Below are 20,906 nucleotides of genomic sequence, written 5' to 3'. Positions count from 1 at the left end.
CAAAGGCCGGCGCCGGCTGGACCCTGAACCCTCCAGAACAGGGCTTCGCCGGCGCCGGTGGCGCCCCGCGGGACGCCACTCCTCCCGCCCGGTCCCGGCATCAGGAGCGCGATGCCGGAAGCCTGGGCAGGGGAGGGAGTCGGACATGGGAAGCTGGAACGCACGTTCATGGGTTCAGGCCGGCTGCGGTGCGGGCTCGGGCGTGGCATCGGGCGTGATGGGCCCCTCCACGACCTCCCTGCGCTTCCAGAGGTAGTAGATGGAGGGGTAGACCAGCAGCTCCAGGAGGAAGCTGGTGGCCAGGCCCCCCACCATGGGCGCGGCGATGCGCTTCATGACGTCGGCGCCGGTGCCGGTGCTCCACATGATGGGCAGCAGGCCCATGAAGGCCGCGAAGACCGTCATGGCCTTGGGCCGCACGCGCTTCACGGCCCCGTGGATGATGGCTTCCACCAGGTCGCCGGTGGTGTTCAGGCGGCCCTCCCGTTTCGCCTCGTCGTGGCTGAGGTCCAGGAAGAGCAGCATGAACACGCCCGTTTCGGCGTCCAGGCCCATGAGGGCGATGAGGCCCACCCACACGGCGATGCTCATGTTGTAGCCCAGGGCCCAGAGCAGCCAGAAGGCGCCGATGGCGCTGAAGGGCACGGCCAGCATCACCACGGAGGCCTTGAAGGCGCTCTTGGTGTTGGCGTAGAGCAGCCCGAAGATCAGCACCAGCGTGATGGGCAGGATGATCTTCAGCCGCTCCTTCACGCGGATCATGTTCTCGTACTGCCCCGACCAGGTGAGGCTGTAGCCCGCGGGCAGCTTGAGCTCCTTCTCCACGGCGGCCTTGGCGTGCTGGACGTAGGTGCCCACGTCGAACTTGGAGGTGTCGAAGTCCACCAGCACGTAGCCGTTCATCTGGCCGTTCTCGTCGCGGATCATGGCGGGGCCGTTGGCCCACGTGAGCTCCGCGATCTCCTCCATGGGGATCATGGCGCCGCTGGGCGTGGGGATGAGCACGCGGTTCAGGGCGCCGGGATTCTCGCGGAAGTCCCGGGCGTAGCGCACGTTCACGGGGTAGCGGGCCCGGCCGTCGAAGACCGTGCTCTGGTTGTCGCCGCCGATGGCGGTCATCACCAGCATGTTGGCCTGCTCTACGCTGAGCCCGTAGCGGGCCAGCTGCTCCCTCTTGAGCACGAAGTCCAGGAAGTAGCCCTGGGCGGTGCGCTCGGCGAAGGCGCTGCGGGTGCCGGGCACGTTCGCCAGGATGCGCTCGGCGTCCACGGCCACCTTCTCGATGGTGGCCAGGTCCGCGCCGTTGATCTTGAGGCCCACGGGCGTGCGGATGCCCGTGGAGAGCATGTCCTGGCGGGCCTTGATGGGCATGGTCCAGGCATTGGGGATGGCCGGGAGCCGCACCACGCGGTCCAGGTCCGCCACGATCTCCTCCTCGGTGATCCGGTCCCGCCAGAGGGGGCGCAGGATGGACTTCAGGAAGTCCGGCGCCCAGGAGCTGAACCAGCGGGGCTTCTCGCGCCACTGCTCCTCGGGTTTGAGGACGATCACCGTCTCCATCATGGAGAAGGGGGCCGGATCCGTGGCGGTGTCCGCCCGGCCGGCCTTGCCGAAGACGCGGTCCACCTCCGGCACCGTGCGGATGAGGCGGTCCTGCACCTGCAGGATGCGCTGGGCCTCGGTCTGGCTGAGCCCCGGAAGGGTCGAGGGCATGTAGAGGATCGTGCCTTCGTTGAGGGGCGGCATGAACTCGCTGCCCAGGCTCATGAAGGCCGGGATGGTGGCCGCCACCGCCAGCACGGCCACGGCGATGGTCGCCTTGGCGTGCTTCACCACGAAGCGGCAGGGCCCCTCGTAGATCCGGTGGAGGAAGACGCTGATGGGGTGCTTCTCCTCGGCGTAGTACTTGCCCACCGCGACCTGGGTGAAGGTCCAGGCCAGCCACTTGGGCTTGAACTGGAAAGGCTCCACCCGCGCGAAGAGCATGCGCATGGCGGGATCCAGCGTCAGGGCCAGGATGGCGGCGATGGCCATGGCGAGATTCTTGGAATAGGCCAGGGGCTTGAAGAGCCGGCCCTCCTGGTCCACCAGGGTGAAGATGGGCATGAAGCTCACCGCCACCACCAGCAGGGAGAAGAACACGGAGGGCCCCACCTCCATCAGGGCCTCCAGCCGCACGTGATGGAAGTCTCCCGGTTTCCCCGCCTCGATCCATTTCTCGATCTTCTTGTAGGCGTTCTCCACCTCCACGATGGCGCCGTCCACCAGCACGCCGATGGAGATGGCGATGCCCGCCAGGCTCATGAGGTTGGCGTTCTGGCCGATGCCGTACATCGGGATGAAGGCCAGGGCCACGCTCACGGGGATGGTGATGATGGGCACCAGGGCCGACGGCACGTGCCACAGGAAGATCAGGATGATGATGGAGACGACGATCATCTCCTCGATGAGCTTGTGCTTCACGGTCTTGATGGCGTTGTGGATCAGCTCGGAGCGGTCGTAGACCGTGATGACGTCCACGCCCTCCGGCAGGCCCTGCTTCAGCTCGCCGATGCGGGCCTTCACGCGCTCGATGACGTTGAGGGCGTTCTCGCCCTGGCGCATGACCACGATGCCGCCCACCACGTCGCCCTGGCCGTCCAGGTCCGCGAGGCCCCGGCGCATCTCGGGCCCCAGGGTCACGGTGGCCACGTCGCCCAGCCGCACGGGGGTGCCGTTCTCGGCCTTGAGCACCGCCTGCTCCAGGTCCTTGGTGGCCTTCACGTAGCCCCGGCCCCGGACCATGTACTCGCGGCCGCTGTACTCCACCAAGCGGCCACCCACTTCGGCGTTGGCCCCCTTCACCGCCCCGATGACGGACTCGATGGGGATCCGGTAGGCCGCCAGCTTGTTGGGATCCACCTGGACCTGGAACTGCCGGGCCTGGCCGCCCACGGTGGCCACCTCGGCCACGCCAGGCGTGCTCTGGATGCCGTAGCGGAGGAACCAGTCCTGCATGGACCGCAGCTCATCCGAGCTGTGCTTCCCGCTGCGGTCCACCAGCGCGTACTGATAGACCCAGCCCACAGACGTGGCGTCCGGGCCGAGGGAGGTCTGCACCCCCGGCGGCAGGTTGGCGGTGATCTTGGAGAGGTACTCCATCACCCGGCTTCGGGCCCAGTAGATGTCCGTGCCGTCCTCGAAGATCACGTAGACGTAGGAGAAGCCGAAGTCGGAGAGGCCGCGCACGGCCTTCACCTTCGGGGCCCCCAGCAGGCTGGTGACGATGGGGTAGGTGACCTGGTCCTCGACGATGTCGGGGCTCCGGTCCCACTTGCTGTAGACGATGACCTGGGTGTCACTGAGGTCCGGCAGGGCGTCCAGGGGGATGTTCCGCATGGTCCAGAAGGACATGGCCAGCAGGACGGCGGAGGCTGCGATGACCAGCCAGCGGTTCTCCGCGGAGAAGCGGATGATGCGCTGGAGGAAGGTCGGGTGCTCGGGATCGTAGGCCGTGGTTCCGCTCATCTCGGCCTCAGTGCTGGTGGCCGGACGGGGCCGGCTGCGGGGCCCCCTTCGGGGCCTCAGAGGTGGCGCTCTTCTCGCTCATGTGGGCCAGGGCGGCCTTGAGGCGGGACTCGGAATCCACCAGGAAGTTGGCGCGGACGACGACCTCATCTCCCGCGGCCAGACCCGATCGGATCTCCACCTTCTCGCCCACGGTGGCGCCCGTGGTGACTTCCCGGGGTTCGAACTTGCCGTCCCCCAGGGCGACGAAGACCACCTTGGTGGTACCTGCGTCCAGCACCGCGTCCAGGGGAATGACCAGCCCCTTGCGGCCCTGGCCGCGGACCACCACGTCCCCGAACATCTCGGGCTTCAGGATCCCGCCGGGGTTGGGGAACTCCACGCGGGCCCGGGCGGTGCGGGTCTTGGGATCCATGACGGGATCCACGAAGGCGATGCGCCCCTTGAAGGTCCTCCCAGGCGCCGCCTGGACGGTCAGCTCGGCGGGCAGGCCCACCTTCACCCGGCTCAGCTCGGCCTCGTAGATGTCCGCCAGCACCCAGACGCGGCTCAGGTCCGTGATCTCGAAGGGGATGTCCGCCGGCGTGAGCCGCGCGCCCTCCACCACGTTCTTGACGGTCACGATGCCCGAGATGGGGCTGCGGAGCGTGAGGGACTTCTGGACGTCGCCGGTCTTCTCCAGCCGGTCGATGGTTTCCGGCGGCACGTCCCAAAGCAGGAGCCGCCGCTTGGCCGCCTCCAGGAGCTCGCCGCCCGACTGCTGGAGCGAGCCGCTGCTGAGGGCCTTCTGGGTCTTCAGGGCCAGCAGGTACTCCCGCTGGGCGCTGACGAACTCGGGCGCGTAGAGGCTGAACAGGGGCTGGCCCTTGGCCACGGGCTTGCCCACGAAGTCCACGAAGAGCCTCTCCACGAAGCCCTCCACCTTCACGTTCACCTTGCGGACGCGGGTCTCGTCGATGGCCACGCGGCCCAGGGCCCGCAGCTCGCCGCTGACGGTCCCCTCCGCGACCTTCTCCGTCCGCAGGCCGATGAGCTGCTGGCGCTCATGGTCGATCTTCACGGTGGCGTGGCCCTCCACGCTGGCGGAAGCCGCTTCCTGCCCGTCCATGGGCACCAGGTCCATGCCGCAGATGGGGCAGGTCCCCGGATGGTCCTGGATGATCTGCGGGTGCATGGGGCACTGGTACATCTGCTTCTTGGGCGCGGAGGCCGAGGCAGCGGCCTCCGCGCCGTGGTCGTGTTTCGGGGCGGGCCGCAGCAGCAGGGTGCCGCCCGCTCCTGCGACGAGACCCAGGGTCACCAGGCCGAGGGTGCGGAGGCGGGAGGCGCGGGACGGGGCCGGATGGCCGAAGGTGGGTTGTTCGAGGCTCATGGTGGAATCTCCTACATCTTCATGGCGGCGGGACCGCTGTCCTGGGCCGGGCCCGGGGTCTTGGCGGTGGATTTCGATGCGGAAGGCGCGGCGGCGCCAGCGGCGAGGCTGGCGGAAGCGAGGGAGCCGCCGTTGATGGGGGCCGTGGGGCCCAGGGCGGCCTCGTCCAGGGCGATGTGCTGGGCCTGGAGCTGGGCCAGGGTCTGCAGGTAGGCCCCCTGGTCGCCCACCCAGCCATTGAGGGCTTCGAGAGCGCCGAGGAAGGGCGCGCGGCCGGCCTCGTACTGGGCCAGGGCCGCCTTGAAGTTGGCCTCGCTCTGCACCAGCAGGCCCTCGCGGTAGAGATCCCGGGTGCGGCGCAGGGTGTCGATCTGGATGGCGCGCTCCTCCGTGCGCTGGCGGAGCAGGGTGCGCACCGAGTCCACCTCGGCGCCCTGCCCGAGCTTGTGGTGCTCATGCTCGGCGATGGCGCGCTGCTGCTTGTGGCGGCCGTAGATCGGCAGGGAGATGCTCACGCCCACCTGCCACATGGGATCCAGGCTGCCCCGGGGCATGATGCCGGCGGTGACGGCGAAGTCGGGCCGGCGGTCCAGCTTCGCGAGGTCCAGCAGCTTCTCGGTCTGCCGCACGCTGGCCCGGGCACCGGCCAGCTCGGGGCTGCGCGCCTCCACCTGCTCGGGCGTGAGGCTGGCGGGCTCGGGCAGGTCCGCCAGGGCGGCGGTGGTGGGGATGGGATCGGCCGGGTCATGCTGGCGAAGGCGGTTCAGGCCCGCCAGGGCCGATCGCTCCTCGGCGTCCAGGGACCAGGCCGCCTGCTTGAGGCGCGTGAGCTCGAGCTGGGCCCGCAGCAGGTCGCCCTGGCTGCCCTGCCCCACCTCGTAGCGGGTGCGGGCCAGGCGCTCGGTCTGCTCCAGGAAGACGGACTGCTGGGCCAGCAGCTCCTTCTGGCCGCGCACCAGCAGGAGGGCGGCGTAGCCTCGCCGCACGTCGGCCTCCAGGCTCATCTTCACGCGGCTGAGGGAGGCCTCGGACACACCGACGCCGGCGGCGGCCACCTCCTTCCGCAGGCCGCGCTTGCCCGGCCAGGGGAAGGGCTGGGTGAAGGCCACGCTGTAGTAGCTGGTCTCCATCTTGCCGATCATCAGCTCCTTGAAGCCGTCGTTCTGGATGCCCAGCGAGAGGCTGGGATCCGGCAGCACGCCGGCCTGGGGGATGCGCTCCTGGTCCATGCGTACGGCCGCATCGGCCTTCCGGATGTCGGGATGCTTTCCGAGGGCCTCGGCCAGCAGGGAGTCCAGGACGGGGTCGGCCGTGGGGGCCGGTGCCGCTGGAGGGGTGTGGTGGGGGGCCTGGGCCAGGGCCGGCGCGGCGAGCACCAGGGCCGAGGCCAGGCGCAGCAGCGTGCGCATGGGGATCTCCGGAAACGGGAAAGAGGAACAGCCCGCCCGCGGGCAGGCAGAATGTCGCTCAGTCCCGGATCAGATCCGGAAGGTGCCCAGATGCGCCAGGTGTCGGCCCAGGTCCGGGTCGCGCCCGCCCCGGGCACGGAGGGCCAGGGTTTCCGCTTCGGCGGAGGCCGCCCGGGCCCAGCCGGCCGGCTCGGGCCGGGGCTCGGTCCGGCGCTCGCCCTGCTCCGCTTCACGGACGGCCTGGGCGGCAACGGTCTGGCGCTCGGTGCAGGCGCCTCGCTGGGGGGCGCGGTTGCTGTCCGGCTTCGGGCAGGGGCAGGTGTCCTCCATGCCGCCGGGCATGGCGCCGCAGCAGCACTCGTGGGGCTGGGCCGCCGTCCGGCCTTCCGCCAGCGCCCAGTCCCCGCCCACGCCGCCCAGGAGCAGCGCGACAGCCAGGATGGCGCGCAGGATCGTCCGCACGGAGAGACCTCCGACTTCCCCATCATAGGACTTCCACCCATGTGGCAACACGAAAAGGTTGACGGCCATCACAGGAGCGGACCTTCCGCCGGGGATGGAATCGGGGCCCGGCGCGCATCGGCGCTAGGATGAGGGCATGGGCACGGTTGAGACGGCGGAGGTTGCGATCATCGGCGGCGGCATCGCCGGCCTGAGCCTCGCGTTCCACCTGGCCCGGGCCGGCCAGCGCGGCATCGTCCTGCTGGACCGGGAGGACCAGCCCGGCACCTACGCCAGCGGCCATAACGCCGCGGTGTGCCGCGCCCTCACGGGCCGCGACGAGCACACGGCCCTGACCGTGGAAGGGCGGCGGCGCCTGGCGGAAGCCGGCCTGATGGCCGCCGGCGGCGGGCTGCTCGTCAGCGCGGAAGCCGGCCCCCTGGGCGCCTTCGAGGCCGAGGCCGCCCGCCACGGCGTGGAGGTCCATCGCGGCCCGGGCATCCCCCTGCCCGGCCTGCTGGCCGCGGAGCACCTGGCCATCCCCGGCGACGGCGTCATCGATGCCGCGGGTCTGCTGCAGGCCTGCGCCGAAGGCGCGCGGACCGGGGGCGCGGACCTGCGCTTCGGCTGCGCCGTGGCGGGCATTCGCCCCACGGCGGACGGCTTCGACCTCGATACGGACCGCGGTCCCCTCCGCACGAAGGCCCTGGCCATCGCCGCCGGCGCCTGGGCAGGAGAGCTCGGCGCCCAGGCCGGTTCGCGGATCGCCTTCACGCCCCTGCGGCGCTCCCTCGTGTGGAGCGGCGCCGCCCATCCCCAGCGGGATCCCTGGGCCTGGTGGGTGGACCGGCCCTTCTACCTGCGCCCCGAAAGCGGCGGCGTCCTCATGTGCCCCTGCGAGGAGGTGGCCGTGCCCCTGCCCCAGCGCGGACGCCAGCCGGACACGGACCCCGGGGTGCTCGACGGCCTCTACGCAAGCCTGCGCGAGCTGGCCCCGGAGCTGGCGGAGCGCCCCGTCACTCGGTACTGGACCGGCCTGCGCACCTTCTCGCCGGACCGCCGCTTCGTCATCGGCTGGGACCCCTGGAACCCGCGCCTCTTCTGGTCCGCCGGCCTCGGCGGCCACGGCATGACCAGCGGCCTCGCCGTCGGCCAGCTCGCCGCCGACAGCTTCCTGCGCAAGACCACCGCCGGGCCGCTGGATCCGGGCAGGTTCAAGGACTGATCCAAAGGACCAAGGATCACCACCAAGACACCAAGACACCAAGGCACCAAGAACTGAACAAGAAAAAGACTTTGTCTTTCTTGGTGTCTTGGTGTCTTGGTGGTTTGCTTTTTCTTTCGCGGCTCCTCGCCTTCTAGGGTGTCCCCATGACCACGCTTCGCGTCGCCCTCGTCCAGCAGGACACGGTCTGGCAGGACCCGGCCGCGAACCTCGCGCGCGCCCGCGGCTTCGCGGAGGCGGCGGCGCGGGCGGGGGCGCGGGTGGCGGTGTTCCCGGAGCTGTTCGCCCTGGGCTTCACCATGGCGCCGGAGCCCTTCGCCGAATCCATCCCGGGCCCCACCACCAAGGCCGTGGCGGCGCTGTCCCGCGAATTCGGCCTCTACCTCGTGGGCTCCTGCGTGGAGGCCCACGCGCCGCACCCCCGCAACGCCGCCTTCGTCACCGGGCCGGACGGTGCGCTGATCGCCGCCTACCGCAAGATCCACCCCTTCTCCTACGGCGAGGAGCACCAGCACTACAGCGGCGGCGAGGACTGCCCCCTCTTCGAGGTCGACGGCATCCCCTGCGGCCTCCAGATCTGCTACGACCTGCGCTTCCCCGAGCCCTTCCGGGCCCTGGCCGCGAAGGGCGCCGAAGTGGTCTTCGTCCCCGCCAACTGGCCCGTGCGCCGCATCGGCGCCTGGTCCATCCTGCTGGCCGCCCGCGCCATCGAGAACCAGATGGCCGTGTGCGGCGTCAACCGCGTGGGGCGGGATGCGCTGGGGCTCGACTACCCTGGCGCCTCCGCCCTCCACGATGCGTTCGGAGAAGTGATTGCGAAGGGGGATGCCGCCGCAGGCCTGGTCATCGGCGACCTCGACCTGATCCAGCTCCGCGCCTGGCGGGCGCGGTTCCCGGCGCTCAGCGACCGGCGGCCGGAGGTGTATTCAGCGTTGTGATGGCCCGTGCCTCCGTGAGGCCAGCACCGCGCAGGTTGCATTGAGGATGAACACATAGGCCACGAAGGCCGTATGTTCGAACGTATGGGTCTGGACCGACAGGAGGCTGATCCCGAAGCCGAAGGCGCTGATCGCGTAGGCGATCCAGCTCTCGGAATGGGGGTGGCGATAGGATTTGATGAGAGTCGGCAGGCCCGCCAGCATGTCCGCCAGCAACGAGAACAGGATGGCCAGGTTCGGCTTGTCGGTCATGGCCCAGAGCACGAGGCCGAGGATCGCCGCGGCCATCAGGTAGTAGTCGCGCGGCTCGCTCTTCCAATAGGCGTTCTTGTTGAAGAAGGATGCGGCGACGATCAGCAGCGGTGTGAAGCCGGCGGAAAATGACGCCCATGAGAGTCCTTCGACGCCCTGCGCCCGCTGCGCCACGAAGATGACCATGGGGAAGATCCCCCAGAGCAGCCACGTGATGCGGTTGGGCTGGGCCTTGCCGGCAATGGTTTCGTACAGGTAGTAGAAGCCGCCGAGCGAGCCGATGACGGCCCCGATGATCGCGCATGAGTCAGGAAGCATGCCCTTCACTTTCCCGGATTTGCAGGCGCATCTCGCTTGAACCACTGGGCCTGCCCGTAGACGGGCTTCACCTTCTGCTCCAGCGCCTCCAGCTGGGGAGCGTTCAGCGGCAGGAAGTCCCGGGCGATGCGGATGTTCTCTTCAAGCTGGGCGACGTTGTCCACGCCGATGATGACGGTGCTCACGGGGTGGCTGAGGGTATAGCGCATGGCCTCCTGCATGGTGAGGGTGCCGGGGCGGTCGTGCTTGGCGGCGCCGCGCTGCTGGGCGGGCGGGGGCGGCTGGACGCCGGCCAGGATGCGCCCGCGGGCCGGGATCTTCATGCCGATGATGCCCATCTCCCTCTCCACGGCCAGGGGCAGGAGGGTCTTCTTGAAGGGCAGGTGCCAGGTGTCGGCGGCGTTGAAGGCCATGAGCACGGTGTCGAAGGGGAAGCGGCGGATGGCCTCGGCCAGCACATCCGGATCCGTGTGCCCGCTGAGGCCCAGGAAGCGCACCAGCTTCTGCTCCTTCGCTTTCTGGAAGGCCTCCAGGGCGCCGCCCTTCGCGCAGACGCGCGCCACATCCTCCATCGTGCTCATGGCATGCAGCTGCCAGAGATCCACGTGGTCGGTCTGCAGCAGCTTCAGGGAGGTCTCCAGCAGGCGCAGGGAGCCGTCCGCCGTGCGGTCGTGGGTCTTGGTGGCGAGGAAGGCCTCAGCGCGGCGGCGCTTCATCACCTTCCCGAAGTACTGCTCGCTCCACCGTGCCTCACCGCCGTAGCGGGCGGAGGTATCGCAGTAGTTCACGCCCAGGTCCAGGGCCCGCTCGATGAGCGGCACGGCCACGGCCTCGTTGTTGGGCTTCTCGATGGCCGCCTGGCCGCCCAGGCTGAAGAGGCCCACCTTGAGCCCCGTGCGGCCCAGGTTGCGGGTGGGCATGGCCGCAGCGGTGGCGGGGTTGAAGGGCGCCTTCGGCGAGGGGTACATGCCCACGGGTTCGACGCCCTCGATGGCGCCGAGCCGGGTGGCGACCAGGCCCGCGGCCGCGGCCACGCCCAGCTTGAACAGGTCACGTCGGGTGGTGCCGGCCTCGGCCATGGCGTCCTCCGGGAGATGGCTGCGTGATTATCGCGCCAGGAAGGTCTCCAGGTGCGCCAGGGCTTCGTCGACGGCCCCGTAGGTCCGGAAGGCGACACCCTCCTGGCGGATGCCCGTGAGCATCTTGCTCACGCGGACGCCCTCCCGGGCCAGACACAGCACGGGCTTGCGGCGCTCCAGGGCATAGGCGATCTCGAAGCCCACGCCGTGGGAGGGCGTGCTGACCTCGGCGATGACCGCATCGGCGGCCCGGAGCCAGGCCGTGTCGCGTTCGAACACGGCCTCTGGGGACAGCCCGCCGTCGGCGGCCATGGCCGATTCCGCCGCCAGGTGCGCCGTCAGCACGCGGTGGCCCAGGGCCTCCATGCGGGCCACGAGAGCCGCCACCACGGGCTGGTCCTGGCGGCCACCGGTGAGGGAGCAGGAGAGGTACAGGTCCATGGGGCTATTTCCCCACCAGTTCGTCCGCCAGAGGGCCGGCGTCCATGATCTTCCGCAGGGCCTCCAGGATGGCGCGGCCGTCGGTGGCGACGGCGCGCTTGGTGTCGGGGTCGTAGACGTAGTAGCCGCCCTGCCCTTCGAACACGCTGTCGAAGTTGATGCCCACGAACTCGCCCTTCACGTTCACCACGGGGCTGCCGCTGTTGCCACCCACGGTGTCGCAGGCGTAGATGAAGTTGAACGGGGTCGCCAGGTCCAGCTTCGACTGCCGCTTGAGCCAGCGCTCCGGCAGGGTCCACGCCCCGTGCTCCGAAGCGGCGGCATTGCCGCCCCAGCCCAGGTGCCGGTCGTACATGCCCATGAAGGTGGTGAAGGGCTGGGCCAGGGTGCCGGTGCCGTTGGCGTAGGTCGCCACGGGGCCGTAGCCCAGGCGCAGGGTGAAGGTGGCGTCCGGATAGACGGCCCGGCCGAAGGCCTTGAAGCGGGCCTCGGCAATACGGCCGCCATGCTCGTTGAAGATGCTGGTGACCTCCTCCTCCATCCGCCGCTGGATGGCGCGGCTGAAGGGATCGAACTGCTTCGCCAGGAGGATCATGGGATCCGTGCTGGCCTCCAGCGCCGCGCGGCCGCCCTCGGCCAGGCGCCGGCGCTCGGCGGGATCGTCCAGCTTCGTCCCGTCCACGGCGGCCTTGGCCACCGCTTCGGGGGACCGGCCGCCCAGGACAGCCTTCACGAAGGGATGATCCGCGCCCAGTTCCTCCCTCGCCGCCTCCAGGCCGGCGGCGAGCAGGGCGAGGTCGATGGGTTTCTGCACGGGCCGGGGCGAGAGGAGCTGCGCGGTGGTGGCTTTGAGGTTCCCGTCGCTGAACTCGCTGATCCTCGCGGCGGACGGCCTGGCCGTCTCCTCCGCGAGCCACACCAGCGTGAGCGCGTGACGCAGAGAGGCCACCCGGCCGGTCAGAGTCCCCCGGCCTGCGCCCAGGTAGGTGGTTTCGCGGAGGAGGGCCTGCTGGCCTGCCACGGCCTGGGCCACGCGGTCCCAGCTGCCGCCCACGCGGGCCTGCAGGGCCGGATCCTTCGCCACGGCTGCCTTCAAGGCCGCCTCGGCGACCTCCACTTTCTTCAGGTTCTCGGCCTTGGCGAGACCCAGGAGCTGGCCGCTGAGGCGCTTGTGGCCGTTCTCGATGCCGTAGATGACCTCCGCGGCGAGCCGGCGGGCTTCCGGCGACGTGGCGGAAAAGGCCTGGAGGGCCTTCTTCTGGCGCTCCAGGGAGCGCAGCTGGAATGGGATGCCGATGTCCCGGGCGTAGACCATCTGGGCGCAGGTCTGCTGGCGGAAGGTGGTGCCCGGGTGCCCGGAGATGAAGGTCAGCTCGCCCATGGCCACGCCCTTCGCGCTGAAGGGCAGGAAGGCTTCCGGCCGGTAGGGCTTCCCGTCCTCGTAGACGCGGAAGAGGGCGAAGTCCAGGTTGTGGCGGGGATAGGTGTAGTTGTCCGGATCGCCGCCGAAGGCCGCCACCTGGAGCTCCGGGGCCGCGGCCAGCCGCACGTCGGTGAACTTCCGGTAGCGGTAGAGCCAGTACTCGCCGCCCTGGTAGAGGGTGACGGGCTCGCAGGTGAGGCCGGTCTTCGCCTCTTCGGTCCGGCGGAGCTCCGCCAGGGCGTTGAGCCGCGCCGCCAGGACCTCCTGGTCCGCCATGCCGGGCTTCACGGCGCCATTCACGCGCTCCGTCACGTCCTTCATGGAGACGAGCATCATCAGCTCCAGGCCCGGCACCCGGATCTCCTGGCTCTTCCGGGCGGCGGTGAAGCCGTTCTTCACCAGATCGGCCTGGGCGCTGGAGATCTGGGCGATGGCGCCCCGGCCCACGTGGTGGTTGGTCACCACCAGGCCGTCACGGCTCACGAAGGCCCCCGTGCCTCCGGGAAAGCGCACCGTGGCCAGCTGCAGGTGCTTCAGCCAGGCGGCATCCAGGTCCACGCCGTACTTCGCCTTGATCTGCTTCACGGGGATGTTGTCGAAGGTCCACATGCCCTCGTCCGCGCGCAGCGCAGGCAGGGCGAGCAGAAGGGCGAGGGCGGAGAGGCGCATGGGCGGTCCTTACAGAAAAGCAGAAACCACGAAGACAGGAGATTTCATTCCGCCTCGCGCATCGCCATCGGCGATGCCGAGAAGACCACGAAAGAGTTACTGGTTTTCTTCGTGGTCTTCCCGTCTTCGTGGTGAAAATCTCTACTTGCCGGTCAGCTCCGCGGCGAGATGGGGCGCGTCGTAGACCTTCACGAGGGCCTCCAGGATGGCCCGGGCGTCCACGGAGACGCTGCGGTTCACCTTCTCGTCGTAGAAGTAGCGGCCGGCGTTGCCCTCGATGTTGCCGTCGAAGAGCAGGCCCACCAGCTCGCCCTTGCGGTTCACCACCGGGCTGCCTGAGTTGCCGCCGGTGGTGTCCACGGCATGGGAGAAGTTGAGGGGCGTGCGCAGGTCCAGCTTGCCCATGCGGTCCAGCCAGCGCTGGGGGAGCATCCACTCACCGCCGAAGGCGTGGGCCTCGTTGCCGCCCCAGCCGAAGTGGCGGTCGTAGAGGCCGGCCCAGGTGGTGAAGGGCTGCTGGAGGGTGCCGTTGGCGGGATAGGTGGCCACGGCGCCGTAGGTGATGCGGAGCGTGCCCGTGGCGTCCGGCGGCAGGGTCTTGCCGTAGACGGCGAAGCGGGCCTTGGCGATGCGGGCGCCGTGCTCCTCGAAGATGGCCTTCACCTCGTCCTGCTTCTTGCGGAGGCCCAGCAGGATGGGCTCCAGCTTGCGGGCCAGGACGATCATGGGGTCGGCGCTCGCGGCCACGGCCTTCTGCCCGCCCTCGACCAGGGTCTTGCGCACGGCGGGATCGTTCAGCTTCGTGCCTTCCACGGCGGCCTTGGCCACCTCGGCGGGCGCCTTGCCGCTCAGTACGGCGACGATGTAGGGATGCTGCGGACCCAGCTCGCGGCGGGCATCCTCCAGGCCCCGCGTGAAGAGGAGGGTCTCCAGTTCGGGACTGGGCGCCTGCCCCATCATGCCCATGGCCGGGCCGGAGAGGCGCGCCTTCAGGGTCTTGAGGCCGCCCTCTGAGCGGTACTCCGTCAGGCGCTTCTCCACGGGAAGCTCCTGCTGCTCGGCCAGGCGCACCAGGGCCAGGGCCTGGCCCAGGGTCGCGGAGCGGGCCGCGCCGACGTACTGGGCCTCCTTGAGGCCAGCCTTCTGGAGCTGGATGGCCTGCTCGACGCGCGCCCAGCTCTTCCCGGTGCTGACCGCCAGCTTGGGATCCTTGGCCACGGCGGCCTTCAGGGCCTTCTCCGCATCCTCAATGCGCTTCATGGCCGCGGCGTCCTTGAGGCCCATGAGGGAGCCCTCGTTGGCCTTGGCGCCGTTGTTGACTCCCAGGATCAGGGTCTGGACCTGGCGGGCGTGCTCGGCGTCCTGCTTGCCGTACTCCTCCAGGAGGGCGCGGGTGCGGTCGGCATTGCGCAGGTAGGCGGGGATGCCGAAGTCGCGGTCGTACTTCATCTGGGCGAAGGTCTGGAGGCGGCTGGTGCGGCCCGGGTGGCCCACCACGAAGGTGAGGTCGCCGGCCTTCAGGCCCTCGGTGCTCCAAGTGAGGTGGTGGGGGGGATGGTAGGGCTTGTCGTTCTCGTAGACGCGGACCATGGAGAAGTCCAGGTCGTGGCGGGGGTAGGTGAAGTTGTCGTAGTCGCCGCCGAAGGCCGCCACGGCGATCTCGGGCGCAGCGACGAGGCGGATGTCCTTGAAGACCTTGAAGCCGTACATCCAGGTCTCACCGCCCTGGTAGAGGTTCACCACGTCGTAGGTGAGTCCGGTCTTCTTCTCCAGGTCGGCCTTGAGGGCATCCAGTTCCTTGGCGCGGGCCTCGGCGGCCTGCTTCTCGGTGAGGCCGGGCTTCACGGCCTTGGCCACGCGTTCGGTCACGTTCTCCATGGCCATGAGCGTGCGGTAGGTGAGGCCCGGGATCTTGATCTCCTGGTCGCGGCTCTGGGCCACGAAGCCGTTCTTCACCAGGTCGCGGTCCTTGCTGGACAGGCGCGCGATGGAGCCCCGGGTGCAGTGGTGGTTGGTGAGCACCAGGCCATCGGCGCTCACGAAGGAGCCGGTGCAGCCGCCCAGGGTGAGGGTGGACAGGCGGACATGGTCGATCCAGGCCTGGCCGGGCTCGAAGGCGTACTTCTCCTTGAGCTGCCTCAGGGGCAGGTTGTCGAAGGTCCACATACCCTCCTCGGCCCGGAGGGCGGGCAGGGCGAGGATGAGCGCGAGGGCGGAGAGGCGGCGCATGGGGGCTCCAGAGTTCGTGGTCTTTCTGTCTTCGTGGTGAAGAATCACTTGCCAGTCAGCTCGGCCACCAGCGCGGAGGCGCCGTAGACCTTGTCCAGGGCATGCAGGATGGCCCGGGCGTCCACGGAGACGCCCCGGTTCGCCTTGCCGTCATAGAAGTAGTTGCCCGGCAGCATATCGATGTCGCCGTCGAAGATGAGGCCCACCAGCTCGCACTTGCGGTCCACCACGGGCGAGCCGGAGTTGCCACCGATGATGTCCACCTTGTGCACGAAGTTGAAGGGCATGGCCGGGTTGACGGCGCCGCGCTTGTCGAGCCAGCGCTGGGGAAGGGCCCAGGCTCCGCCATGGGCCGCGGCGGCGTTGCCGCCCCAGCCGTCGTGGCGGTCGTAGAGGCCGCCGAAGGTGGTGAAGGGCTGGATCAGCGTGCCGTTGGCCGGGTATTCCTCCACGGGCCCGTAGGTCAGGCGCAGCGTGAAGGTCGCGTCCGGGTAGGTGCCCTTGCCGTAGACCGCGAAGCGGGCCCGGGCGATGCGGGCGCCGTGCTCGGTGATCACGCTCTGGACCTGCTCCTGCTGCTGCCTCCGGATGGCCCGGGACAGGGGGTCCAACCGCTTCGCCAGGAGGATCATGGGATCCCGGCTCTTGTCGATGGCGCGCTTCCCGCCGGCCAGCAGGGCCTTGCGGACTTCGGGATCGTTCAGCTTCGAGCCGGTGACGGCGGTCCGGGCCACTTCCGCCGCGGGCCGCCCCCCCAGCATGGCCTGGACATAGGGATGGTTCTCCCCCAATTCCGCCGCGGCGGCCTCCAGGCCCCGGGTGAACATGAAGATCTCCTGCTCGGGGTAGAAGGGCGACTGGATGCCGAGACGGGCCTTGGCCGACTTGAGGTTCGCGTCGCTGTATTCGGGCAGGCGCTTCTCGCTGGGGAGACGCTCCTCATCCGCAATGCGCACCAGGGCCAATGCGTGGCCCAGAAGCGCGGAATGGGCCGTTCCCACGTTCTGGGTCTCCGTGGCCAGGCGCTCGGCCACCTTCACGGCAGCCTCGATCTTCGCCCAGCAGGGCCCCGCCTCCGCCGAGAGCTTGGGGTCCGCGGCGACCTTCGCCCTCAAGTCCCTCTCCGCGGCCTCGATGCGGGCCATGGCCTCCCGGTTCTTCAGGCCCGACCAGTAGCCGTTGACAGCCTTGAGGCCGTTCTCCACGCCGAAGATCTGGGTGCCGACCTGGCGGGCGGCCTCGGGGGAGGTCTTCCCGTACTCGACCAGGGCGTCCCGCTTCCGCTCCATGGCCTTGAGGCGGAGGGGGATGGCCACATCGCGGGAGTAGATCATCTGGGCCAGGGTGTCCTGGCGGTTCGTGCGGCCCGGATGGCCCGCCACGAACGTCAGGTCGCCGGCCTTCAGCCCCGTCTGGGTCCAGTGCAGGTAGTCCTTCGGGTGGTAGGGCCTGCCATGCTCGTAGACCCGGAACACCGCGAAATCGAGGTTGTGGCGCGGGTAGGTGAAGTTGTCGTAGTCCCCGCCGAAGAAGGCGATCTGCTGCTCGGGGGCGAAGACCAGGCGCACGTCCGTGTGCTTCCTGTAGCTGTAGATCCAGTGCTCGCCGCCCTGGTAGAGGGTGACGTGCTCGCAGGTGAGGCCCGTCTTCTCCTGCATCTCCTTCTTGATCCGCTCGATCTCGGCCTCCCGGAGCTTCAGGGCCTCCGAGTCGCCGGCGCCCGGCTTCACCGCCGCCGCCAGGCGGTCCGTGATGTCGTCCATGGCCACGAGGGTCAGCAGCTCCAGCCCCGGCACCTTGATCTCATGCTCCCGGCTGGCCGCGGCGAACCCGTTCTTCACGTAGTCGTGGTCCTTGTCGCTGACCCGCTGGATCCAGCCGCGGCCCACATGGTGGTTGGTGAGCACCAGGCCATCCCGGCTGACGAAGGACCCCGATCCCCCGGGGAAGCGCAGGGCGGAGAGGCGCACGTGGTCCAGCCAGGCCCGGTCCGGGGCCCAGCCGTAGGCGGCCTGGATCTTCTTCGCCGGCAGCCCGTCGAAGGTCCACATGCCCTCCTCCGCACGCGCCGGCGCGGCGGCCAGGGCGAGGGCGAGCAAGGGAAGCGACAGGCGCCGGACTCGGAACGACATGAGCTCTCCAAGAAACCAGGGGGGAACAGCCATCGTAACACTACATATCTGAGGCGGGCCTGGGCCCAGGCCTTGAGCCGGGTTCCTGCGGAGTCGAATAGACTGCCTGAAGGCCCATGGTCCCCCGCTCCGTGACGGAAATCACTTATCAACCTCTTGGTCTTGAATAACTAATTCTTGAGACTCAGTATCACAATCATGATGACACCGACCTCCTCCCCCCTCCACCGTCTCCTTCCGGCGCTCCTGCTCGCCACCTCCCTGGCGGCCCAGGAAAAGAAGGAAGGCCCCATCCAGGACAACTCCTTCCTCGTGGAGGAGGCCTACAACCAGGAAACGGGCGTGGTGCAGCACATCAGCACCTTCACCCGCTACCAGGAGACCAAGGACTGGATCTACACCTTCACCCAGGAATGGCCCGTCTTCAGCCAGAAGAACCAGTTCAGCTTCACCCTGCCCTGGCAACGGCTGGACGCCTCCCCCGACCGCAAGCAGGCCTTCGGCGACGTGGCCCTGAACTGGCGCTACCAGCTGGTGGGCGACGGCGAGGCCCCGGTGGCCTTCGCGCCGCGCCTCAGCGTGCTGCTGCCCACCGGCGACGAGAAGACCGGCTACGGCAAGGGCGCCACCGGGTACCAGGTGAACCTCCCTGTCAGCTTCACCCTGGGCGGGTCCTTCGTGGGCCACTTCAATGCCGGCGGCACCCTCACGCCCCGGGCCCGGAACACGGACGGCGACCGTGCCACCACCCGCGACTACATGCTGGGCCAGAGCTTCATCTGGCTGGCCAATCCCCGCTTCAACGTGATGCTGGAGTACATCTACACCAACGCCGAGGTCATCACCGGCCCAGGCCAAACCCAGCGCCAGGGAGCCGCGTACCTCAACCCCGGCATCCGCTGGGCCTACAACTTCCCCAGCGGCCTCCAGATCGTCCCGGGCATCGCGATGCCCATCGGCGTGGGCGCCAGCCGCGGCGAGAAGGCCATCTTCCTCTATCTGAGCTTCGAACACCCCTTCTGAAGATGCCTCAGAACTTCCACTTCACCCGCCCCGCCAGCGTGCGGGGCGGGATGACGTGGGTGCCGCCAAAAGTGCTGAGGAAGTTGTAGAGACCCTTCTCGTCCGTGGCGTTCAGCAGGTCCACGCCGAGGGCCAGGCGGCGCTTGCCCGCCAGCTTCCACTCCTGGCCCAGGCTCAGGTTCCAGGTCGTGCGCGGCTTGATGCGCCAGGTGCCCTCGGAATCCCGGCGGACGTACTGCGCGCCGAAATCGTAGTCGGGGTTCCCGGCCACGGAGGCGGGATCGCCGGCCACCAGGCCCGAGTCGTAGCGACCGGACACCTGGGCGGTGAAGCCCTCGTGCTCGTAGACCACGCCAGCCTGGGCGCTGAGCTTCTGGTCGTGGTCGATGAGGAAGCGCTCCCCCGGCGCCGCCTCGGGCGCCTCCAGCTGCAGGCCGCCCACCAGGGGCGCCTGGAAGATGGCCCGGGTGCGCCCCAGGCTCAGGTAGGCGGACCAGCCCTTCACGGGCACCAGGTCCAGGCGCAGGTTGGCGCCGCGGAACAGGCCCCGGTCCGCCCCCACGGGGAACAGCACGCCGGTGTTCAGGAACTGGGCGTTGTCGCCGGCGTTGCGGCTGCGCTTCTCCCAGTACTCGAGCATGATCCGTCCGGCCTTGCCCAGCTGCTGCTCCACGCCGTAGGTGTAGGAGTGCTGCCGCTCCGGGCGCAGGGGCTGGCGGGGGGTGCCCGCATAGGGCCCCAGGTCCCAGGCCTGCTGGGAGAGCGACAACGCCAGGTTCTCGTGCTCCCGGAGGATCATCAGCCGGTCGTAGGAGGCCCGGAACACGGTGCCCGTGGCCTGGACGTGGTAGCTCAGGCCCAGGCGGGGCTGGAGGAGGCTGTCCGAGATGTCCTCCACCCGGTAGCTGTCGTGGCGCAGGCCCAGGGCCATGAAGAAGGAGCCCAGGTGAATGTCGTTCTGGACATAGGCCGAGGTGAGGGTGGGCTGGATGCGGGCGTCGAAGCGGAAGATGTGGCCGCCGCCCGCGGGGGTGTAGGGGTACAGGCGGTCCCCCGGCGCCGCCAGGCTGTCATCAGTGATGGCGAAGCGGAAGTCCTCCTGGATGGGGAAGGCGATGCGCTGCACGCCCACCTTGAGCAGGTTCTCCTTGCCCCAGCGCTGGGTGAAGGCCACCTGGACGCCCAGGTTGTCGAGGCTGCGGTCCTGCTTCACCCAGTAGGGGAAGTCCCGGGCCCCGGCGCCGGTGAACCCCTCCGCCAGGTCCGCCGTGGGCTTCAGCCGCGCCTGGGAGCCCCGGTAGAAGAGCGAGGCGTCGAGGCTCTGGCGATCGCTGAAGAGGTGGGTCCAGGCCAGGCTCAGGTTCGCATCGGACGTGGTGGCCCGCTGGTCCTGGCCCAGGGCTTCCTGGGAGGCCAGGTTGGCCACGTCGCGCTCGGTGCGGCCGCCGGACACGGAGAGACGCAGGGTGTCCTGGCCGCCCAGGATCCAGTCGAAGCGGGAGAAGACGCGGCCCGTCTTCCCATGGTTGTGGAGGTTCTCGAAGTTGACGGGGTCGAGGAAGCGGTCGCTCTCGCTGGCGGCCCCGCTCACGAACCAGCCGAAGGTGTCCGTCCCACCCCGGGCGTTCAGACCGCCCTCGAAGGTGCGGGACCGGGAGGCCCCCAGGGAGACTTCGCCCTCGAAGCCATCCGGCGTGCCCAGACCCGACTTGGTGGTGAGGTTCACCACCACCACGGGCTTGCCGCCGTATTCCGCCGAGATGCCGCCGGTGATGACCTCCAGGCTCTCCACCTGGGAGGGATCCAGGCTGTTACTGAAGGTGGCGTGCATCTGGTCGCTGACCGGGATGCCGTCCACCACGTAGGTCATCTGGCCGTGGCTGCCCCGGAAGTGGAAGCGGCCGTTCTCGTCGGCGATGAAGCCCGGCGTGGCGAGCAGGATGCTCTCCATGGCCCGGCTCTGCACGGGGGCCGGGGCGCGCTCGATGGTGGTCTTGTCGATGTCGAGGTGCGTGCTGGGGTGGTCCTCCACCAGCCGCAGGTCCTCCTCCACCACCACCGTGGCGCCCTCGGGCTTCAGGGGCACGGTGATCTGCTGGGGCAGCGGACTGTGCACGGTCACGTCCAGGTGGCCCGGCAGCAGGCCCGGGGCCTGGGCATCCAGGTGGTACCCGTTGAAGGGCACGTTCAGGAAGGCGAAGGCCCCCTTGGCGTCGCTGCGCACCCGCTGCCGGTAGCCGGATACGGGGTTGGAGAGGCTCAGGGTGGCTCCCGGCACGGGCCGGCCCTGGTCGTCCGTCACCCGGCCCGTGAGGGTGCCGCTGCCGGCGGCCGCGGCGAACACGGGGCCCGCCGCCAGGAAGGCGAGGATGATGGGGCTGGACGCACGGTGGGCCAAGGGAGCCTCCAGATGAAATCATTTTCTAATTACCCTTGAGGGTCAATGGA

General features: G+C 69.3%; 14 protein-coding genes. 3 read left to right on the top strand and 11 right to left on the bottom strand.

Going from position 1 to position 20,906, the window contains the following annotated elements; all coding sequences use genetic code 11:
* Positions 1–174 precede the first annotated feature (174 nt).
* From G398_RS16690 to G398_RS0106275, 4 genes are all read right to left on the bottom strand, one after another.
* A complete protein-coding gene (locus G398_RS16690; RefSeq protein WP_052571581.1) occupies positions 175–3,507 on the bottom strand; it encodes an efflux RND transporter permease subunit in 3,333 nt (1,110 codons plus the stop codon).
* 7 nt (positions 3,508–3,514) lie between these two features.
* A complete protein-coding gene (locus G398_RS16685) occupies positions 3,515–4,879 on the bottom strand; it encodes an efflux RND transporter periplasmic adaptor subunit (RefSeq protein WP_052571580.1) in 1,365 nt (454 codons plus the stop codon).
* An 11-nt stretch (positions 4,880–4,890) separates the two neighbouring features.
* Entirely contained in the window at positions 4,891–6,288 is a 1,398-nt protein-coding gene (locus G398_RS0106280; RefSeq protein ID WP_026852966.1) for a TolC family protein, read from the bottom strand.
* Between the two features lie 69 nt (positions 6,289–6,357).
* Positions 6,358–6,750 (bottom strand): hypothetical protein, encoded by a 393-nt coding sequence (locus tag G398_RS0106275; RefSeq protein WP_026852965.1) that lies wholly within the window; start codon positions 6,748–6,750, stop codon positions 6,358–6,360.
* 136 nt (positions 6,751–6,886) lie between these two features.
* Here G398_RS0106275 and G398_RS0106270 point away from each other — a divergent pair, with 136 nt between their 5' ends.
* Both G398_RS0106270 and G398_RS16680 read left to right on the top strand, forming a co-directional pair.
* Entirely contained in the window at positions 6,887–7,954 is a 1,068-nt protein-coding gene (locus G398_RS0106270; RefSeq protein ID WP_026852964.1) for an NAD(P)/FAD-dependent oxidoreductase, read from the top strand.
* Between the two features lie 146 nt (positions 7,955–8,100).
* Positions 8,101–8,892 (top strand): nitrilase-related carbon-nitrogen hydrolase, encoded by a 792-nt coding sequence (locus tag G398_RS16680; RefSeq protein WP_043483967.1) that lies wholly within the window; start codon positions 8,101–8,103, stop codon positions 8,890–8,892.
* Here the strand turns inward: G398_RS16680 and G398_RS0106260 are convergent.
* The 6 genes from G398_RS0106260 to G398_RS0106235 form a co-directional block, all read right to left on the bottom strand.
* A complete protein-coding gene (locus G398_RS0106260; RefSeq protein ID WP_043483966.1) occupies positions 8,881–9,462 on the bottom strand; it encodes a hypothetical protein in 582 nt (193 codons plus the stop codon). The two genes, G398_RS16680 and G398_RS0106260, sit on opposite strands and share 12 nt — an antisense overlap.
* 5 nt (positions 9,463–9,467) lie before the next feature.
* A complete protein-coding gene (locus tag G398_RS16675) occupies positions 9,468–10,541 on the bottom strand; it encodes an aldo/keto reductase (protein ID WP_052571578.1) in 1,074 nt (357 codons plus the stop codon).
* A 27-nt stretch (positions 10,542–10,568) separates the two neighbouring features.
* Positions 10,569–10,982 (bottom strand): nucleoside 2-deoxyribosyltransferase, encoded by a 414-nt coding sequence (locus G398_RS0106250; protein ID WP_026852962.1) that lies wholly within the window; start codon positions 10,980–10,982, stop codon positions 10,569–10,571.
* A gap of 4 nt (positions 10,983–10,986) precedes the next feature.
* Positions 10,987–13,074 carry a S46 family peptidase gene (locus G398_RS0106245; protein WP_026852961.1) on the bottom strand — a complete coding sequence of 696 codons (2,088 nt, stop codon included), beginning with the start codon at positions 13,072–13,074 and terminating at the stop codon, positions 10,987–10,989.
* Between the two features lie 141 nt (positions 13,075–13,215).
* Complete coding sequence (locus G398_RS0106240) at positions 13,216–15,303, bottom strand: S46 family peptidase (protein WP_026852960.1); 2,088 nt, start codon at positions 15,301–15,303, stop codon at positions 13,216–13,218.
* Positions 15,304–15,347: 44 nt separating this feature from the next.
* Positions 15,348–17,435 (bottom strand): S46 family peptidase, encoded by a 2,088-nt coding sequence (locus G398_RS0106235; protein WP_026852959.1) that lies wholly within the window; start codon positions 17,433–17,435, stop codon positions 15,348–15,350.
* Between the two features lie 198 nt (positions 17,436–17,633).
* Between G398_RS0106235 and G398_RS0106230 the strand changes: the two genes are divergently transcribed.
* Positions 17,634–18,458: a hypothetical protein gene (locus tag G398_RS0106230; RefSeq protein WP_052571577.1), complete on the top strand. Its 825-nt coding sequence runs from the start codon at positions 17,634–17,636 to the stop codon at positions 18,456–18,458.
* A 7-nt stretch (positions 18,459–18,465) separates the two neighbouring features.
* Here G398_RS0106230 and G398_RS16670 read toward each other — a convergent pair whose 3' ends face one another.
* Positions 18,466–20,856, bottom strand: coding sequence for a TonB-dependent receptor (locus G398_RS16670; protein ID WP_043483964.1), 2,391 nt, complete (start codon positions 20,854–20,856; stop codon positions 18,466–18,468).
* Between the last annotated feature and the right edge of the window lie 50 nt (positions 20,857–20,906).

Origin of the sequence: Geothrix fermentans DSM 14018 (assembly GCF_000428885.1) — a bacterium.
GTDB classification, from domain to species: domain Bacteria; phylum Acidobacteriota; class Holophagae; order Holophagales; family Holophagaceae; genus Geothrix; species Geothrix fermentans.
This window is presented reverse-complemented; position numbering and strand designations above follow the sequence as displayed.

Bases quoted from the DNA above. Each gene is read 5' to 3' on its own strand.
- G398_RS0106230 (WP_052571577.1), top strand. From the start codon at position 17,634: ATGATGACACCGACCTCCTCCCCCCTCCACCGTCTCCTTCCGGCGCTC.
- G398_RS16685 (WP_052571580.1), bottom strand. From the start codon at position 4,879: ATGAGCCTCGAACAACCCACCTTCGGCCATCCGGCCCCGTCCCGCGCC.
- G398_RS0106270 (WP_026852964.1), top strand. From the start codon at position 6,887: ATGGGCACGGTTGAGACGGCGGAGGTTGCGATCATCGGCGGCGGCATC.
- G398_RS0106235 (WP_026852959.1), bottom strand. From the start codon at position 17,435: ATGTCGTTCCGAGTCCGGCGCCTGTCGCTTCCCTTGCTCGCCCTCGCC.
- G398_RS16680 (WP_043483967.1), top strand. From the start codon at position 8,101: ATGACCACGCTTCGCGTCGCCCTCGTCCAGCAGGACACGGTCTGGCAG.
- G398_RS0106280 (WP_026852966.1), bottom strand. From the start codon at position 6,288: ATGCGCACGCTGCTGCGCCTGGCCTCGGCCCTGGTGCTCGCCGCGCCG.
- G398_RS0106245 (WP_026852961.1), bottom strand. From the start codon at position 13,074: ATGCGCCTCTCCGCCCTCGCCCTTCTGCTCGCCCTGCCTGCGCTGCGC.
- G398_RS16675 (WP_052571578.1), bottom strand. From the start codon at position 10,541: ATGGCCGAGGCCGGCACCACCCGACGTGACCTGTTCAAGCTGGGCGTG.
- G398_RS16690 (WP_052571581.1), bottom strand. From the start codon at position 3,507: ATGAGCGGAACCACGGCCTACGATCCCGAGCACCCGACCTTCCTCCAG.
- G398_RS0106250 (WP_026852962.1), bottom strand. From the start codon at position 10,982: ATGGACCTGTACCTCTCCTGCTCCCTCACCGGTGGCCGCCAGGACCAG.
- G398_RS0106260 (WP_043483966.1), bottom strand. From the start codon at position 9,462: ATGCTTCCTGACTCATGCGCGATCATCGGGGCCGTCATCGGCTCGCTC.
- G398_RS0106240 (WP_026852960.1), bottom strand. From the start codon at position 15,303: ATGCGCCGCCTCTCCGCCCTCGCGCTCATCCTCGCCCTGCCCGCCCTC.